The sequence below is a fragment of the Vibrio sp. PBL-C16 genome (genome assembly GCF_034321865.1).
Classification (GTDB): Bacteria; Pseudomonadota; Gammaproteobacteria; order Enterobacterales; family Vibrionaceae; genus Vibrio; species Vibrio alginolyticus.
Genome location: NZ_JAXLNY010000002.1, coordinates 1,021,940 through 1,037,828, shown reverse-complemented (window position 1 = coordinate 1,037,828; position 15,889 = coordinate 1,021,940). Strand labels below are relative to the sequence as shown.

At 43.7% G+C, this 15,889-nt stretch carries 9 protein-coding genes and 4 pseudogenes; 6 read left to right on the top strand and 7 right to left on the bottom strand.

Going from position 1 to position 15,889, the window contains the following annotated elements; all coding sequences use genetic code 11:
* Window positions 1-4: 4 nt before the first annotated feature.
* Both UQW94_RS13055 and UQW94_RS13050 read left to right on the top strand, forming a co-directional pair.
* The gene (locus tag UQW94_RS13055) at window positions 5-1,024 is read left to right on the top strand and encodes a DUF2955 domain-containing protein (protein WP_225474293.1); all 1,020 of its coding nucleotides are present in this window, start codon (window positions 5-7) and stop codon (window positions 1,022-1,024) included.
* A gap of 458 nt (window positions 1,025-1,482) precedes the next feature.
* Window positions 1,483-2,520 carry an IS110 family transposase gene (locus tag UQW94_RS13050; RefSeq protein ID WP_161440720.1) on the top strand — a complete coding sequence of 346 codons (1,038 nt, stop codon included), beginning with the start codon at window positions 1,483-1,485 and terminating at the stop codon, window positions 2,518-2,520.
* 457 nt (window positions 2,521-2,977) lie between these two features.
* Here the strand turns inward: UQW94_RS13050 and UQW94_RS13045 are convergent, their stop codons facing one another.
* The 3 genes and pseudogenes from UQW94_RS13045 to UQW94_RS13035 form a co-directional block, all read right to left on the bottom strand.
* Window positions 2,978-4,006: a methionine synthase gene (locus UQW94_RS13045; protein WP_213868110.1), complete on the bottom strand. Its 1,029-nt coding sequence runs from the start codon at window positions 4,004-4,006 to the stop codon at window positions 2,978-2,980.
* A gap of 30 nt (window positions 4,007-4,036) precedes the next feature.
* Complete coding sequence (locus UQW94_RS13040) at window positions 4,037-5,011, bottom strand: DUF1852 domain-containing protein (protein WP_025767248.1); 975 nt, start codon at window positions 5,009-5,011, stop codon at window positions 4,037-4,039.
* A 230-nt stretch (window positions 5,012-5,241) separates the two neighbouring features.
* A pseudogene (locus tag UQW94_RS13035) lies at window positions 5,242-6,141 on the bottom strand (LysR family transcriptional regulator).
* A gap of 112 nt (window positions 6,142-6,253) precedes the next feature.
* Here UQW94_RS13035 and eamB point away from each other — a divergent pair.
* On the top strand, window positions 6,254-6,838 hold the full coding sequence (eamB, locus tag UQW94_RS13030) for a cysteine/O-acetylserine transporter (RefSeq protein ID WP_225473322.1): 585 nt from the start codon (window positions 6,254-6,256) through the stop codon (window positions 6,836-6,838).
* A 222-nt stretch (window positions 6,839-7,060) separates the two neighbouring features.
* Here the strand turns inward: eamB and UQW94_RS13025 are convergent.
* Window positions 7,061-7,375 (bottom strand): annotated as a pseudogene (locus tag UQW94_RS13025) (thiamine biosynthesis protein ThiJ); the annotation flags it as partial.
* Between UQW94_RS13025 and UQW94_RS13020 the strand changes: the two are divergent.
* A pseudogene (locus tag UQW94_RS13020) lies at window positions 7,370-7,489 on the top strand (plasmid-related protein); the annotation flags it as partial. The pseudogenes UQW94_RS13025 and UQW94_RS13020 overlap by 6 nt on opposite strands.
* A 52-nt stretch (window positions 7,490-7,541) precedes the next feature.
* On the opposite strand, the gene UQW94_RS13015 reads toward UQW94_RS13020, so the two are convergent.
* Window positions 7,542-8,300: a leucine-rich repeat domain-containing protein gene (locus tag UQW94_RS13015; protein WP_322142266.1), complete on the bottom strand. Its 759-nt coding sequence runs from the start codon at window positions 8,298-8,300 to the stop codon at window positions 7,542-7,544.
* A 405-nt stretch (window positions 8,301-8,705) separates the two neighbouring features.
* Between UQW94_RS13015 and UQW94_RS23515 the strand changes: the two are divergent.
* Window positions 8,706-8,840: pseudogene (locus UQW94_RS23515) on the top strand (chromosome partitioning protein ParB); the annotation flags it as partial.
* A gap of 180 nt (window positions 8,841-9,020) precedes the next feature.
* Window positions 9,021-10,028 (top strand): DUF1176 domain-containing protein, encoded by a 1,008-nt coding sequence (locus tag UQW94_RS13010; RefSeq protein ID WP_225473326.1) that lies wholly within the window; start codon window positions 9,021-9,023, stop codon window positions 10,026-10,028.
* A 499-nt stretch (window positions 10,029-10,527) separates the two neighbouring features.
* On the opposite strand, the gene UQW94_RS13005 is transcribed toward UQW94_RS13010, so the two are convergent.
* Both UQW94_RS13005 and UQW94_RS13000 read right to left on the bottom strand, forming a co-directional pair.
* Entirely contained in the window at window positions 10,528-13,794 is a 3,267-nt protein-coding gene (locus UQW94_RS13005) for a leucine-rich repeat domain-containing protein (protein ID WP_262687453.1), read from the bottom strand.
* Window positions 13,795-14,585: 791 nt separating this feature from the next.
* Window positions 14,586-15,656, bottom strand: a complete 1,071-nt coding sequence (locus tag UQW94_RS13000; RefSeq protein ID WP_225473329.1) for a DUF1176 domain-containing protein — start codon at window positions 15,654-15,656, stop codon at window positions 14,586-14,588.
* Window positions 15,657-15,889: the final 233 nt, after the last annotated feature.

Below are 15,889 nucleotides of genomic sequence, written 5' to 3'. Positions count from 1 at the left end.
GACAATGAAAACCTTACGAATTTGGTTCGGCTGCTCTTTAGGGCTTGCGCTAAGCATGGTCTTCGGTTGGTCTTACGGATTTTTTGCCATCATGATGCCGCTGTTTATATTGGGCAGAATGGACAACTTTAATCTTTCGGCTTTATTGATCGTGTTTTTCTCTGCGGTGTGGACAACCATACAAGCCACATTTTTGCTGGAATACTTGCAGTTTCATCCAACATTAATGACCGTTGCCGTCGGAATCATGATGCTGTTCAAGTGCATTGCAATGATGAACCAGAAAACCTATTTGTTTGGTTACATGGGGTTGTTGGTGGGTTCAATTGTGTTGAACTTTGCCAGCTATAACTTCATGGATATTGAAGAGTTCAACGTCAACATGTGGGTGATGGCGTTCAGCAATATTTTTGTTTGCGCATTCGCGTATTGGTTGTTCCCGGAGCCAAAATCCCCCGCCGAGCACATTGATATGTCGACCCCAGTGAAAAGCGATATTGACTACATCAGCCAAGTTACCATGGGCTGGGTAGTGGCGATGGCGGCGTTTATTGTATTCCAAGTAGCGGACTTATATGACTCGCTATCCGCACAAGCTTCCATTTTGATCATCCTAACCCCAATGACTTTAGCGGGCTCGCTCGCCATGGCAAAAATCCGCATCATCGGCACCGCACTAGGCTGCATCGCAGGGATGGCTGTTCAGCTCATATTGGGCAGTTGGTATGGGCATGGGCTACTCTTTTGGCTCGCCTTTACCATTGCAATGGGGCCATTCTGCTCGTGGCTCACCAAGGGGCAAATTAAAGCGGCTATCGCGTTTTCTGCCATGTCTGCCCTATCGGTTCCGCTGACGACCTCATTGGTGCCAGAACAAAAAGACGCGTTCTTTTCAATCTTGTACCGTTTCAGCTCGATTTTCGTCGCGGTTCTGCTCACCGCGATGGTGATGTGGGTAGTGCATCACTGGATTCGTGTAATGTTGCTAAAGCATCCTGAGATGAAGAACGTGGAGTTGAATTAAACCTGGCCGAGGCTGGAAACGGGAAATGTATGTCGCTCACTTTACTGTGAGCGGCATTTTTATTTAAAACGGTCACCCTAAACATCGAGGAACGAGCGTGGTTCAGGATCGACTCACCGAGTGCTGTGAAGTTCTAAGGTTATCGTCATTTCCTAGCGAGCTGTAACCCGATTCCTAGTCTCACTTAAACTCGCTGGAATGACCCTATCTTGGAGCTGCTCAAATATCGGTTTTGTGGCGAGCGATGTATCTTCCAACATCCATCATCCTGAACAGCGAGGGACGAGCGTGATTCAGGAGCTACCCACCGAGTGCTTTGAAGTTCTAAGGTTATCGCCATTTTCCAGTGAGTTGTTAGTAGATTCCTAGTCTCGTCTAGACTCGCGATGTATGGACTCCCTCCCTCTGGAGGGAGCTAGAATTTATGGTGTCAAAGCCTAAATCTAAGGAGTCCATACATGAAAAAGTCTACTACTATCGCCATTGATTTAGCAAAGCACTCTTTCCAAGTTTGTAAGCTTCAAGGAAGCTCTGATGAGTTTAATAAAGTATTTACTCGCGAAAAATTAAAAGCTTGGTTAATACAACAACCTCCAACGACCGTGGTTATGGAGGCATGCTCTACAGCCCATTATTGGGGACGGTTCTGCTGCAACCATGGGCATTCGGTTTGCCTCATTGCCCCAAAATATGTCACGGCATATCGAACGGGACAAAAAACAGATAAGAATGATGCAACAGCGATTGCTGTTGCATCTCAGCAAGCTAACGCCCGTTTTGTCGCTTTAAAATCTATTGATGAACAGGCACTACAATCGATCGATAGAATAAGACAGCACTTAACCGATTCGATGACAGCGACAAGTAACATGGTTCGCTCCTTGCTTTCAGAGTTTGGCTTCAATATCCCCAAAGGACATAGCGCCTTTAAAAGGCACATTATTGAAATTCTGGAAGATGGTCAGAACTCACTTCCTGATATCTTAAGAGAGCACATAGCAAACGCATTTCATTTGCATGAGACCTTAGCAAAAAAGAGGGCAGATTTAGAAACGAGCTTAACCCAACACCTCAAGCACCATGATGCATGTAGAAAACTTGAAGCTCTAGAGGGCGTTGGTCCAGTCAATGCTTTAGGGCTTTATCTTTCGTTAGGAGCCAATGGCGGTAACTTCAAAAATGGTCGAGAGGCTTCGGCTTGTATTGGACTTACTCCAAAACAGCATAGTACTGGAGGAAGAGTTACCCTTTTGGGTATCAGCAAAAAAGTTGGACAGAAGAAGTTACGTTCAAGCTTGATACAGGGAGCGCTTGCTGTTGCGAAGGTTGTAAATAAACGAGAGCCAAGGAATGTTAAAGAGACTTGGCTCAAGTCACTGATTCAGCGTGCAGGGTTAATGAAAGCCGCGGTTGCTTTAGCAAATAAGACCACAAGAACAGCTTGGGCATTGCTTCATTATGGCAGTGAGTATCAAGTGCCTCTAACTTACGAGTAGTAAGTCAAAGACGTTATTTACATCTTGATATAGCGAAGAACAGGTAAGACCGACCTTGAAGAGCCAGATCATTCCTTTGGATTATTTCCGCGCTCGCGAAATGGCATCAAGGTGCGAATACATCTAGGGTCGAGTTAGCTACTCATTAAAACCCGAATATACGCATGCATCTAATCTATTCTCGCTAAACAAGTTGTAATAACTCGGGAGTCCATATACTGGAATGACCCTACCTTAGAGCTGCTCTAATACCTGGGGGATGGCGAGCAATGTATCTTCCAGCATCCGTCATCCTGAACAACGAGGGACGGGGTGATTCAGGAGCTACCCACCGAGAGCTTTAAAGTGCGAAAGTTATCGTCATTTCCTAGCGAGCTGTAATCAGATTCCTAGTCTCGTTTCAACTCGCTAGATTGACCCTAATTTTAGTTCATGGTGCGGAGCCTAAGTATTAATATCAACCCACCAACTCTTTACGAATGATCTCCGCACCCGCACTTAACGCATTGAGCTTAGCGGTCGATACTTCACGAGACAAAGGTGCCATACCGCAGTTGGTACATGGGTAAAGCTTGTCGGCATCAACGTACTTCAACGCCTCTCGCAATGTGTTCGCTACTTCTTCTGGCGTTTCAATTTCGTTAGTAGCGACATCAATCGCACCAACCATCACCTTCTTACCGCGAATCAACTCAAGCAACTCAATAGGCACTCGCGAGTTATGACACTCAAGCGAGATAATATCGATATTTGACTGCTGCAATTTAGGGAATACTTCTTCGTATTGTCGCCATTCAGTGCCTAGCGTTTGCTTCCAATCCGTGTTCGCTTTGATGCCGTAGCCATAGCAGATGTGCACTGCAGTTTCACATTTCAGCCCTTCAATCGCACGCTCTAAACACGCAATGCCCCATTCGTTCACATCATCGAAAAACACATTGAACGCAGGTTCATCGAATTGAATAATGTCGACACCCGCCGCTTCAAGCTCTTTCGCTTCTTGGTTGAGGATCTTTGCAAATTCCCAAGCCAGCTTTTCACGGCTACCGTAATGATCATCATAAAGTGTGTCGATCATCGTCATAGGGCCTGGCAGCGCCCACTTGATAGGTTGCTTAGTTTGCTGACGCAAGAACTTGGCATCTTCAACAAACACGGACTTTGTGCGGCTTACTGGGCCAACCACAGTCGGAACACTTGCTTCATAACGGTTGCGAATAGTCACCGTTTTGCGGTTTTCAAAATCTACGCCGCTTAAATGCTCAATAAAGGTCGTCACAAAATGTTGCCGAGTTTGCTCTCCATCACTGACGATATCAACGCCTGCCAATTCTTGCTCTTGCAAAGCGACGCGTAGCGCATCGCGTTTGCCATCAATCAGTTCTTCACCTTGCAGTTTCCACGGTGACCAAAGTTTTTCTGGTTCGGCCAGCCAAGAAGGTTTCGGTAAGCTGCCAGCCGTTGAAGTCGGTAATAGTGTTTTCATCGTCATTCCTTTCTAGATTCTCGTTATCGATTACGCGTAGCTTGCAGACCATTGTTCAAGCACAGATTGATAGGGTTTGATGAAATGCTCCTCGGCAAATTTCCCTTGTTCAACTGCCAGTTGGCTGCGCTCTTCTCGGTCGTAAACGATTTGAGTTAGCGAGTGGTCTAGGTTTTTTAGGTTTGGCTGGTAGCAATTACCGGCAACCGCGTTGGCATTGTAAATCTCAGGTCGGTAAATCTTCTGGAATGTCTCCATCGTGCTTATCGTGCTGATAAGCTCTAGGTTTGAATAATCGTTCAACAAGTCACCGAAGAAGTAGAATGCCAATGGTGCAACACTGTTTGGCGGCATAAAGTAGCGCACCTGTAAGCCCATCTTTTTGAAGTACTGCTCCGTCAACGAAGATTCGTTCGGCTGATATTCAAAGCCCAAAACAGGATGTTGGTTTTCGGTGCGTCGATATACCTTGTTGTCCGATACACTCAGACAAATCACTGGCAGCTTTTTGAAATGCTGTTTGTAAGACTCAGAATTAACGAAAGCTTTGAACAGTTTGCCATGCAAATCACCGAAGTTCGCTGGGATGCTGAACTGTGGCTGGTTTTTGTTGTGGTCCAACAGCAAAACGCTAAAGTCGTAATCACGCACGTATGAAGAGAAGTTGTTGCCCACAATGCCTTCGATACGCTCGTTAGTGTTGTGGTCAACAATGTTAGTTTTGAGCACTTCAATCGATGGGAAGGCTTCTCCACTACCTTGGATATCCATATCAACGGAGATGATTTCAAGTTCAACGGAGTAGCGGTCACCTTGCGCGTTATCCCAATATGCCAACGCATTAAAACGATTGTCGATCATTCGGAGCGCATTGCGCAGATTCTCTCGGCGGTAGTTTCCGCGAGCCAGATTAGCAAAGTTGGTAGTGATTCGCGTATTGTCTGATGGTTGGTAATTCTCATCAAAGCGAATGCTTTTGATAGCAAATGTGAAATCGTTATTCATCGTGAGTTGGTATCCTATTTCCTTAGATAAAGCAGACTTTTCCTAACTCTGTGCATGGGGACATTTTTTGTTTTTTGGTTTTCCCAATCGTTAGGTTGCACAGCACTTACGACGAACGGTTCGTACAAAAATGACCGTCGCAGTGCCTAACACCAGAGCAGTCCTTTTTTTATACTTGCTTCACGAGTTGAGTAATATTGGTATTGTTTCACATTGAACATGAAGGAATTTCATGATTTGAGGAAAAAGCCTGTCTCGTGCGTGTTACACATGCAGTCGATAAAGACTTCCATTGCAGGCGTAACACACTTTCCGGCATTGCAGCCACACTGCGGTTTGATCATTTGCGGTGCGTTGGTAAACTCAAGCTCTTGCTGGCTGCCCTCTTGTAGTTCTTTTTCAACAGTGAAGCGAGGCAGATAAGAGATACCGATATTACTCTCTACACAGTTTTTGATGGTGTTAATACTGCTCAGCTCAATCCTGTTATCGATGCTGATGTTTCGCTCTTGGATGATGCTCTCAAAAGTCTGACGGAAAAGGCACTTAGGACCATTGCTGATGAATCCCAAATCAATGTGTTGCTCCCCTTTCTGTAGATCCAACCCTGTTAAAAGCGGCGAAGCAACAAGGACCAACGGCTCTTGTTCAAACTCATGCACCTTGAGTGCATCATCATTACCGACACGATAAAACACACCCAAATCGGCTTTATCAGCAATCAATTCATCACGAATCTTATAGCAGTTTTGTGATTGCAGTGAGAGCCTTACTTTCGGCGCTCGTATTCTGAATTCCTTCAAAACATTGGCCATTTTATAAGCGAGCTGAGTTTCTGCGATTAAAACCTTCAACTCCCCTGTCGGCTCAGAACTCTCTTGCTGCGCCGTGCCTTCAATGTTTTCCATCACTCGTGCGAGCTCATAAACGTAAGGAAGGATCTTTTCTCCTGCCTGAGTCAGCACCATTTTTCGGCCAATCTTTTCGAACAACTGCAATGAGAGATCTTGTTCTAACTGCCTGATCTTAAAGGTCACTGTCGACTGAGTGCAATAAAGCTTTTGCGACGCTTTAAGAAACGAGCCTTCCTAAACAATGGTTTTAAACGTAAGGAAACGCTTTAGATTCATGACTAAACTCCTGACGTGATAGTTCAAAAAATTAAAACTCTTAGTTTAAATATATTCAATTTCTTAATTGATTAACGCGAAGTATAGTGCACAAAAAACAGGAGAGATAGAGATGAGTGCCATCTACACCGCATTTTTCACCTACGTCATCATTACTTCGCTCACGCCGGGTCCCAACAACATTTTGTCGCTTAGTGTTGCAACCCAGCACGGGCTAAAGCGTTCTACTAAAGTCATTTCTGGGATGTTCTGCGGCTATATTGTTTTGATGCTGTTGTGTGGCGTTTTCACTTACCACATGGTCAGCCTGCTTCCTGTGATTACACCTTGGCTCACATGGGTGGGTGCGGCTTACATCATTTGGTTAGCTTGGGGAATTGCGACAAGTGATATCAAAGCCGCATCAAAAGATTCTGAGGGCATCACTTTCTTAACGGGCTTTGGTTTGCAGTTCGTAAACGTGAAAATCATTCTGTACGGCGTAACATCCATCTCGACATTCGTGTTGCCTTATACACAAAACATCTACTGGATCTTGGCCACCAGTCTAGTGTTCGCATTTATCGCATTGGTGAGCAACTTAATCTGGGCAATAGCAGGCAAACTTCTTCAATCGCAATTCCAGAAATATGGTAAAGCGATCAATATGACTTTAGCGGCGACGCTACTTTACTGCGCGGTACAGTTGTTTGTTTGAGGCTGAGGTTGAGGAGATGAGACGCAGCGATTTCCGCGTCTCGAATTTGTAGGTGGAGAAGTGGTTGGCTTTGAGTGTGCTAACTCAAAGTTGGACAGAAGCTTGTTGAACTTTCTGCTCTATTTTGGCTGGCGGTGATTAGGAGAAGTATGGATAGATCCATAAATATAGTTTTTTAAGATATCAAAAATCCGCCAAGATGCGCGGTCACTTGACAGTCATTCAATTTATGAGCGCTAAAACACTGAGCAGACGAAATGTTGCTGAAATGAGATTTCCAAATAAGTCGAACTGCCCTGTGGGAGTTAACTGCTCTTGTATGCTTTACGTTTGTTTGAATCACAAAGCCTTTCTGCTACCCAAACGACTAAGTAAATAACTGAAAGGCGTCTCCGACGGTAGCTATATTACCTTCAAAACAAAAGGAAGATCTTAAACATCTCCTCCCGTGCTCTACTGAATAGCTTTTGCATGTGGATCTGTCGTTAATTTTTTACCTTTCAGCAAGCCAAGCTCGTGTAAAAAAGAACCTGCACATTTATGTACTTTCGCCTTTTCGAGACTCATACAAACAAACCGTCAAAAGAACTACTGCCTTTTATTCGGCAGTACTCGTTTTGTGTGCCTCAATATATATGGTTTCAAGGATAACTTATCAATAGTTGCTATTTACCAGCTCAAGACGACAGCATCCAAAATAGCTTTAATTCCGCTTAGTTACTACACCAAGATCAAACGCCCATGGGCTAATAGTGCGCACCGAACCAGGAATGATCACACTAGTGATCTCGTTATCAGTAAATGCCCTCCTCCCAATGGTAAGTACTGAGTCAGGTAGAGTTACTCTGGTGAGCTCATTATGGCTAAGTGCCAGCTCCCGAATGGTAGTCAACGTGTTTGGAAGGGTTACGTTAGTGAGCTTATTTTCATAAAGTGCCCCCTTCCCAAGAGTAGTCACGGAGTCAGGAACAACGATATCTCTTCTTGCTCCACCGTAGGAAACAACGACCCTTTTGTTCTCAGTTCCATCATCATTCCGAGCAAAAATAAAGCCATCTGATGGTATATTGTTTAATGTGGATAACGCGTTACCATTGAACCCTCCAGCACCGATGGTGGATAACGAATCTGGGAGAGTTACGCTAGTGAGCTTGTTATCACTAAACGCCCCTTTGCCAATGGCTACCACGGAATCTGGAATGGTCAGGTTGGTGAGCTCATTGTCCTTAAATGCCTCATCTTCAATTGTGGTAACCGAATCCGGTATGGTTACATTAGTGAGTTGGTGACCAACAAACGCGCCTTCACCAATAATGGTCACCGAGCTTGAAATTATGACATCGGTCTCTCTACCGGTATACTCTACAAGTATTGATTTGTTCTGCGAGCCATCTAATTTTTTAGCGTAGACTAACCCTTCCGTTGCATGCTCACAGCCTGTTAGAAGGGCTAGACTAAGCAAGATGCCAAAGATTTAGCCAGTTAGCCTATTGAGTTTTATTCTTGATAATGACATTGCTACTCTCGGGTTTATAATTAGACCGTTATCGGTCTTTCTATGCAAACGCATAAAATGTTCACAGAAATTTAGCTCTACTCAGAGATAAAAGGATGATAACAATACTTTTAATGGATTATCACTCCCAAAAAGATGCTTAGATAGTTTCTCTAACAAAAGAGGCACTTTGACAAGCCAAACAAGCATATAAAACGCTTAAATCGTGTTGAATTTCATTCTATCGGATAAACTTTTGCAGGGTATTTGATCTAATGAGTATAGGGGCAACAGTTTCCTGTAATAAAGAAAACTGTTGCCTATTTGATCATCCATATTCAAGATGAATATTCATAAGAAGACTAGAGATGGGCAATTTCTGCGGCTATCAAAGTCGAGCTAAAAGTCGCGGAAGCGAACAAAGGCTCAGACCAAGCGGAAGTTACGCTCCTAACCCAATTCAATATTATCGGGATGTTTGCACGCAAGCGCCTGAAGGGGCGTAACAGCTGGTAAAACTAATGTATTTCAAGCGATGAGATTGGTTTTAGATTAATCATTATCTACTCCAGTCTGGCTGGAGTAGTTCATGTCAAAAATCGCCTTCGAATAAGTCAAATTAACTTAAATTCAACGCATAGAATCCATCAGACATTCACAGATATATTATCTCAAAGGAATAAGAAAGTGCGCTATATTCGTCTAATTATAATCGCATTGAGTATAGCGATTTTTTCTGTCCAAGCTTTTGACGGAGCTAGGTTTGATCACAAAGATTGGTATTTGGCTTGTGACAATACTGGCACTTGCCGAGCTGCGGGGTACGCGCCAGCTGGTCTTGGCTATGGTATGGCAATGATGTTTAGACGTGAAGCTGGACCTGCAACCCAGATCACGGCAAAGCTTTTTCTGCAGCTACATGATGAGCAGGCGTTGCCAGCAAGTGTGACTTTGTTGATTGACAACCAAGACCTCGGCCCAATCTACACGGATAAAACGAGTCAGCTGAGCGCCATGCAAGTACAGGCATTATTGGCGGTGGTTACTACTAACGCGGTAATTGAAGTAGGCGCTGGCAAGCAGCGCTGGCGCATTTCGAACAATGGCGCCAGCGCTGTGTTTCGCAAAATGGATGAGTATCAAGGGCGTAGCAACACACCATTTGCTGTGGTTGCCAAAGGTAAACAATCTGAGAACGAAGTACCACCCGCTAAAGTACCACCAAGTTTGACTGTGCAAGCACCGCTATCAAACGCTGTTACCCTTGAAATCGGTTCGTCAGCTTATAATGAGGTGTTACAGTTGCTGACCACTAATGTGCCAGCATCTGAGTTGGATTTCGAACTCCAGAGCGCATCACTTGAAACTGCAGAGCTGGGCCAGGGTAAACGCTTTATTGGTGCTTGTTGGCTTATGGCTTACAACGCGCTTTGCCACCATTGGTTAGCGGATAAAAATGACCCCAATCAGTTGGTTGCATTGAAGAGTGATGGTTTTTATATCGATGGTATGGCGCGCCAAGACCGCAAGGTACGAGGATACGGCGATTGCTGGGAAAGTCAGGCATGGGTGTTTGATGGGCAATCTATGGTACCCACTTTGATATCCAGCACGGGTCCATGCAGGGGTATTGCCGGCGGTATTGACCCTATGCCGACCTACATCACTGATGTAACTTTTCCTTCTAAGCAATAATTTTGTAAATGAGGTGAGTTTAAATGTCGCTCTTGGTAGCGGATTGCTAAGTTGTTCGCATCAATAAGTGGTGGAGTATAAAAAAGGATTACTTTCAGTAGGGCAGGTACATGCGGCCTCTGTTTTATAGGGTATAAGATTCTAAGCGATTTAGGGCATTTTCAAGCTAGAAAACACCATGTGTTAAAATTCAGATCGTGATATTTCTGTACAAAAACGTGTTTAGGAAAATTGAATATAAGCAACTATCAAATAACTACAGATGCGGCAACATGAGTTTGGAAGTGCTAGTGCGATGAGCGAAATCGCAATAGTAAAAAGGCTTTGTTTAGATACAGATTATTAAATACCATTACTTTAAATACCTAGACAAGGATGTTGCACGTCGACCTCGGTCGTCATAAGAGAGCCTTCAAAAACAATATCTGATGAAAACACCATTCTCCAAAAACTTTGTGTACTGCCACATATTAAAATTGCAACAGCACACAAAATAGTGTTAATACCAGTGAATATCTACACCTTCATCAAACGCTATCAAACCATTGTGGGTCGCCAAAGATGGAATAGTCACACTGGTGAGTTCATTGCCAGCAAACGCTTCACTTTGAATATCGAACACTGATTCTGGGATAGTTACGCTGGCAAGTCGGTTATTCCGGAACGCTTTATAACCAATGAAGGACACTGAACTTGGTATAGTCACCTTAGTGATCTTATTATCAGCAAACGCCTCCGGTGCAATGGTATTTACCGAATCTGATATAGTTACGCTAGTGAGATTATTGTTACTAAATACCCCATAGCTAATAGTGGAAACCGATTCTGGGATGGCCACACTGATAAGTTCATTGCCAGCAAACGCCTCACGCCCAATGGTGGTAACCGAATCTGGGATGACCACACTGGTTAGTTCGCTGCTAGCAAGCGCCCTACGCTCAATGATGGTCACCGTATCAGGAATAACAACTTCTTTTCTTGCCCCACCATAGGAAATAACAACCTTCTTATTCTCGGTGCCATCCTCATTACGAGCAAAAATAAAGCCATCTGATGGTGCATTATTAACTGTGGATAGTGCATTGCGATTAAATGCACCTAAGCCAATAGTAGTCAACGAATTTGAGAGGGTCACGTTGACAAGCTGGTTGTCAGAAAACGCAGCCTCTCCGATAGTTCTTACTGAATCTGGAATGGTCAAATTGGTGAGTTTATTATTACTAAACGCCTTATCCTCAATAGAGGTCACAGAATCTGGGATAGTTACGCTGGTCAGTCGGTTGTTCCGAAACGCCTCATTCTCAATGGTAGTCACTGAATAAGGTATAGTCACATTGGTGAGCTTGTTGTAAGCAAACGCCTTTTCACCAATGGTCGTCACCGAATCAGGCATAGTCACACTGGTGAGCTCATTATCAGAAAACGCGCCACGCTCAATAGTGTTTACCGAATCTGGAATAACAATTCCTTTTCTTGAACCACCATAGGATACGACAACCTTCTTGTTCTCTGTGCCATCATCATTACGAGCAAAAATAAATCCATCTGATGCCGCATTGTTAACTGCAGATATTACATTACCATTAAACGCTCCATTACCAATAATGGTCACAGAATCCGGGATAGTCACGCTGATGAGCTGGTTGTTAGAAAATGCAGCCCCCTCAATAGTGTTCACGGAATCTGGGATAGTCAAACTGGTGAGTTTATTATCACTAAACACCTTCCAACCAATAATGGTCACCGAATCTGGAATGATCAAATTGGTTAAATTATTGTAACTAAATGCTTCCCACCCAAGAATATTCACGGAATCTGGGATAGTCACACTGGTGAGTTCATTGCCAGAAAAGGCCCGATGTCCAATGGTGGTTATCGAATCTGGAATGGTCACGTTGGTGAGCCTGTTGTGAGCAAACGCATCATCCTCAACGGTAGTTAAAGAACTAGGTATAGTCACACTGGTGAGCTCGTTATCAGCAAACGCCCCCTGGCCAACGGTAGTCAGCGAATCAGGGATAGTCACGTTAGCAAGCTTGTTAGCAGAAAACGCCTTCACACCAATGGTGGTCACCGAATTTGGAATGGTCACACTAGTAAGCTCATTATCAGCAAATGCCCTCTCACCAATGGTGGTTACCGAATTTGGAATGGTCACACTAGTAAGCTCATTATCAGCAAATGCCCTCTCACCAATGGTGGTCATCGAATCTGAAATGGTTACACTAATGAGCTTGTTGTCAGCAAACGCCCCTTCACCAATGGTGGTCACCGAATCTGGAATGGCCACACTGATGAGCTTGTTACCAGCAAACGCCCCTTCACCAATGGTGGTCACCGAATCTGGAATGGTCACACTGATGAGCTTGTTACCAGCAAACGCCCCTTCACCAATGGTGGTCACTGAATCTGGAATGGTCACACTGATGAGCTTGTTACCAGCAAACGCCCCTTCACCAATGGTAGTCACCGAATCTGGAATAGTCACACTAGTGAGCGCGTTATCAGCAAACGCCTCCTCACCAATGGTGGTCACCGAGTCTGGAATGGTCACGCTGGTAAGTTTGTTGTGAGCAAACGCATTATCCCCAACAGTAATCACAGAACCTGGGAGCGTTACACTAGTGAGCTCATTGTAAATAAACGCATAGTCTCCAATAGTAGTTATCGAATCTGGAAGGGTTATGCTAGTGAGATTATTATGACCAAACGCGCTCTTATCAACGGCAGTCACCGAATCTGGAAAAGTCACACTGGTAAGATTGTTGCCCTCAAACATACCGAAACCAATGGTAGTCACCGAATCAGGAATAACAATCTCCTTTCTCCCTCCGCCAAAGGAAACAACAACCTTCTTGTTGTCAGTACCATCATCATTACGAGCAAAGATTATGCCATCTGATGGCGCATTGTTGAATGTGGATATTGCATTACCATTAAACGCATTAGAACCAATGGTGGTCACCGAATCTGGGATAATCACGCTGGTGAGATTGTTGTCAGAAAACGCTGAACCCTCAATAGTCGTCACAGAGTCTGGGATGGTCACACTGGTAAGCGTATTGCCAGTAAATGCCCCCCAACCAATAGTGGTTACCGAATCAGAGAGACTCACGTGGGTGAGGTTGTTGTCAGCAAACGCAACTTTTCCTATGGTGGTCACTGAATTAGGTATAGTCAGGCTGGTGAGTTTGTTTCGAATAAACGCCTCATCCTCAATGGTGGTCACAGATTCTGGTATAGTCACGTTGTGGATCTCATTATCGGCAAACACACTCTCGCCAATAACGGTCACCGAATCTGGAAGGATCAGGCTAGTAAGCTCGTTGCGTTCAAACGCACTATCCCCAATAGTGGTCACAGAATTTGAAAGGGTCAGGCTAGAGAGCTTGTTTCCATAAAATGCTTCCTTACCAATGGTTGTTACCGAGTCTGGAATGATCAAGCTAGTTAGTTCGTTGTGTTGAAACGCCCAATCACCAATGGTAGTCAACGAATTTGAAAGGGTCAGACTAGAGAGCTTGTTTCCATTAAATGCATCCCTACCAATGGTGGTCACGGAATTTGGAATAGTCACATTGGTCAAATTGTTGTAACTAAACGCACTCGCACCAATAGTAGTCACTGAATCAGGGATAGTCACGCTGGTGAGCTTGCTACGTCTAAACGCATCACGCCGAATAGTAGTTACCGAATCTGGGATGATGACATCTGTTTCGCTACCATTATAGTCAATAATTACTGACTTGCTTTTTGTGCCATACACCAACCCTTCTGTTGCTTTTTCACAGCCAGTAAGAAAGGTTAAACAGAGCAAACTGCCCAGGGGCGGGCAGATTACCCTCGTGAATCTTGTTATTGATAATGACATACCTGTTCTCAGATTTATATTTAGACCGTCATCAGATTTTCTGTGCGAATGCATAAAACATTCACATACGGTCAGTTTTATCTTGGGTTAAGAGGATGATAGCAATACTTATTGCGACTTATCATTCCCAACAAGTTGTTTAAACAATTTCACTACTAAAAGAAGCGGTTTGACAAGCAAAACAACTATATAAAAGGCTTAAATCTTGTTAAGTTTCATTCTATCGCAGTATTTTCGTAGTATAAAACACACGCTTTTAGACTTTTTAGATTATTTAATCTAACGAATTTGGGGTAGAGCCCTCTTAAAACCATCACATCCACAAAGTACCACGAGCAAAATTAAGCTTGAGGGGCGAGCCGGCATAAAAGTTGAAATAGGAGTAAAGAACCTCATCAAAAGAGCTTTTGGTATAGTTCCTGATTTCGCAAACTTTACACCGAATTGATTATATATTGGATGTATTTTTTATCTGACTATAGCTACGCCTTATCGAAGCTAGGAACGCACAAGAAGAGTTTTATGTAATTTATACTTTACAAACAATTTCTCGTAGGTATTTGTGATAGGGTCTACCGTTTTTTAGTACCAGAATTGTTACGAGTCAGACAGCAATTATTGCTTTTAAACTCAGAACCTTAAAAGGCCCTGAGCAGAAGTGCTAGAACAGTAACTTAAAAACATAGCTATTTATTCAAATCTTGTGTAGTAACCACTTCGCTTACCCAAATAGGCATGAAGTCAATGCCTCCAGCGGCAATACCACGGCACAAACCTGTATTACCATAACTCGCACGAACCATTTGTTTGCCATCAAACAACCAGCTTTCAAAGCTCCAGCAATCCCCCAATCCTCGGCCTTTATGAGCGGAGGAAACAATGCCGTCAGAATAGTCATTACCAGAGATGTTAAGACGTTTAGGCACAGCAGCATCGCCTTCTCCCAACAACCAATAACTTGAACCATAGTTATAAGCCGCCATCCAACAGGACGCCTCAATCAATGATTGGCCATTATTAAGCTTTGCAATAGCAATTGACGGTGTTTCTTCAAACAACCTATGGCACTCGGAGCTGTCTCCCTTAGACTCATAGCTAGCACGAAGCTGTGGTAACAATTTGGCATATTGGGCAGATTCTGGCTCAAGTGATTTCATCATTGCATCGCCGCCAACATTCACAAGTGTTGGGATAGCCACAGCAAGATTCACCCTAGACTCAGCGCCCTGACCTTTTGCGACAATAGCAAACGGAGTATTCTGGCGCCCCTGATATTCATCCATCTTACGAAACACGGCACTGGCACCGCTACCAGACAGTACCCATTTAGTTTTACCATCACCAATTTCAATAAGTGCATCTTTAGTCACTACTGCAAGAATGGCCTGAACCTGCATGGATGTCATGGCGTCATGCTGTATCGGGCCCAACTCTAGGCCATCGATATAAAGATTTATCTGCTCAGGCCAATGGTCAAAATCAGATTCATCACCTAAATACACTTTGCCCGTTACTGGCGCTGCAGGCCCCGCTTTACGAGTAAACATCACAGCAACAGGATTAAGACTGCCAATTTCTGAATAGCCAGCCGCCCGGCAGGTCCCTGTATTATCACAAGCTAGATACCAATCTTTGTGTTGAAAACTCTCTCCCTCAAAAGCGCTGACAGAAAAAGCTACCAAACCCAATGTATATATTGTACTTCTAATACAGAGCATTAGCATATTCCTCCAGTTCAGTTTTAATGAATATATCATTGTGCCTCCTTTGCTACTTGCTACTTCTATTTGCCAGTATTAAAAATTCCGTATTCTTATTAACATAAATTTTATATTTATTTATTAGAGCGAACCAGAAAACAAATTTAGTCATTTACTCAAATTCATCAATAGCTAAAGGAATGGCTCCATATCTTTTAGGACTTAACTTTCTTCTCTTTATTGACAAACAATAATAAAAACTCATAATAAATTATTAAGCAATCTTATTT

Bases quoted from the DNA above. Each gene is read 5' to 3' on its own strand.
- UQW94_RS13055 (WP_225474293.1), top strand. From the start codon at position 5: ATGAAAACCTTACGAATTTGGTTCGGCTGCTCTTTAGGGCTTGCGCTA.
- UQW94_RS13050 (WP_161440720.1), top strand. From the start codon at position 1,483: ATGAAAAAGTCTACTACTATCGCCATTGATTTAGCAAAGCACTCTTTC.
- UQW94_RS13045 (WP_213868110.1), bottom strand. From the start codon at position 4,006: ATGAAAACACTATTACCGACTTCAACGGCTGGCAGCTTACCGAAACCT.
- UQW94_RS13040 (WP_025767248.1), bottom strand. From the start codon at position 5,011: ATGAATAACGATTTCACATTTGCTATCAAAAGCATTCGCTTTGATGAG.
- eamB (WP_225473322.1), top strand. From the start codon at position 6,254: ATGAGTGCCATCTACACCGCATTTTTCACCTACGTCATCATTACTTCG.
- UQW94_RS13000 (WP_225473329.1), bottom strand. From the start codon at position 15,656: ATGATATATTCATTAAAACTGAACTGGAGGAATATGCTAATGCTCTGT.